This is a genomic window from Variovorax boronicumulans, from assembly GCF_019352895.1.
Classification (GTDB): domain Bacteria; phylum Pseudomonadota; class Gammaproteobacteria; order Burkholderiales; family Burkholderiaceae_C; genus Variovorax; species Variovorax boronicumulans_A.
In genome coordinates, this window is record NZ_JAAAFX010000014.1 from 322175 (window position 1) to 324360 (window position 2186).

Below are 2186 nucleotides of genomic sequence, written 5' to 3' on the forward strand. Positions count from 1 at the left end.
CTGCTCTATCCCCTGGGCGGCGGCTGCCAGGGCGGCTGGTTCCAGCAAGGCAACGACTTCGGCACGCTGATCAACCCGGTCTACCAGAGCCGCGGCTTCGCCGTGACCACCTCGACGCTCAACGTCTTCGGCACCAACTGCAACGACCAGCTCTCCTCGGAGACCATCGCGATGGTGAAGGAGCGCTTCATCGAGAACTTCGGCGTGCCGAAGTACACCATCGGCGTGGGCGGCTCGGGCGGCTCCTACCAGAGCCACCAGACCAGCGACAACTACCCCGGCCTGTTCGACGGCGTGGTGGTGAGCCAGGTGTTCGCCGATGTGACTTCATCGACCATCTTCAAGCTGCACGACTCGCGCGTGCTCAACAACTACTTCAACGACCCGGCGACCACGCCGCTGGCCTACACCGTGGCGGAGAAGCAGGCCATCTCGGGCTACCTGCAGATCGGCAACATCGCCAACATGAGCGGCAGCGCGGGCCGGCTCGACCCGACCGTGTCCTTCCCGGCCGGCGTTCCCTTGGAGCAGCGCTACAACCCGTTGACCAACCCGACGGGCGCGCGTGCCACGGTCTTCGATCACACGGCCAACGTCTACGGCAAGACCGAGGCCGAAGGCTTCGCGCTGCGGCCGATCGACAACGTCGGCATCCAGTACGGCCTGAATGCGCTCAACGAGGGCAAGCTCTCGATCGACAAGTTCCTGGACCTCAACGAGCGCGTTGGGGGCGTCGACCGGGACATGCAGCGCACCGCCACCCGCACCGTGGGTGACGTCGATGCGCTGAATCGTGCCTATCAGTCGGGACGGATCGTGAATGGCGGCGGGGGGCTCGCGTCCACCGCTATCATCGATCTGCGCGACTACAACGACGGCACGGTGGGCGGCGACATCCACACCAAGATCCATTCCTTCTCGATGCGCGAACGTCTGCGCCGCGCCAACGGCAACATCGATAACCATGTGATGTGGACCAAGGGCGGCAGCGAGGCCGAGGCCTTCGACCAGATGAATGTCTGGTTGTCGGCAGTGCGTGCCGACACCTCCGGCCGCAGCAAGGCGCAGAAGGTGGCGGCCAACCGGCCTGCCGACTTGAAGGACGCCTGCTGGAGCAATGGCCTGAAGTACGTGGAAGAGCAGACCGCCTTCGGCACGGGTGCCTGCAACACCTTCTATCCCGCGGGCACCACGCCACGCATGGCTGCCGGCGGTCCGCTCACCGACGACATTGCCAAGTGCCAGCTCAAGCCGCTGAACCCCTCGGACTACCGCGTCGTCTTCTCCCCGACGCAATGGGCGCGCATGCAAGTCGCATTCCCCGGCGGAGCCTGCGACTGGACGAGGCCGGGCGTGGGCCAGCAGGCGCTGACGGGTACCTGGCTTTCCTTCGGACCGTCTCCGGTCAACCTGCTGTTCGACGTCACGAAGCGGCTGCTCGCCAGCTTCATGTGATGACGTGACCGGTCGGCGTCGCCGATCGACCGCTCGCCGGGCCGTCGACGGCCCGGCATCTGATTTTTTCCTTCCTGGAGTCCCACTTGAAATCTTTGACGAAGAAGTCCCTTGCCGTCTTGGCGTTAGCCATCGTGTCGATGGGCGTCCATGCCCAGAACTACCCCGACGGCAAGGTGATCACGATCGTGGTGCCCTTCGCAGCCGGCGGCCCGACCGACCGCGTGGCGCGCGACCTGGCCGAAGCCATGCGCAAGCCGCTGGACGGCGTGAGCATCGTGATCGACAACGCCGCCGGTGCGGGCAGCACCATCGGCAACGCCAAGGTCGCGCGCGCCAAGGCCGACGGCTACACGCTGCTGCTCACGCACGTGGGCATGGCCACCACTCCGGTGCTCTACCGCAAGCTGCCCTACAACTACGAGACCGACTTCGAGTACCTGGGCCTGATCAACGACGTGCCCATGACCGTGATCGGCAAGCCGCAGCTCGAAGCCAACAACTTCAAGGAACTGCGCGAGTGGATCGGCAAGAACCCGGGCAAGGTGAACCTGGGCAACGCGGGCATCGGCTCGGCCTCGCACCTGTGCGGCCTGTTGTTCCAGAGCGAGCTGAAGGCGGAGATGACCACCGTGCCGTACAAGGGCACGGCGCCGGCGATCGCCGACCTGCTGGGCGGCCAGATCGACCTGCTGTGCGACCAGACCACCAACACCACGAGCCAGATCGAG

2 protein-coding genes are annotated in these 2186 nt (G+C 65.5%); both read left to right on the top strand.

Going from position 1 to position 2186, the window contains the following annotated elements:
- On the top strand, positions 1–1455 hold a 1455-nt coding region (locus K0H49_RS30845), incomplete at its 5' end, for a DUF6351 family protein (RefSeq protein ID WP_257625254.1).
- 86 nt (positions 1456–1541) lie between these two features.
- On the top strand, positions 1542–2186 hold a 645-nt coding region (locus tag K0H49_RS27910), incomplete at its 3' end, for a tripartite tricarboxylate transporter substrate-binding protein (RefSeq protein WP_257625255.1).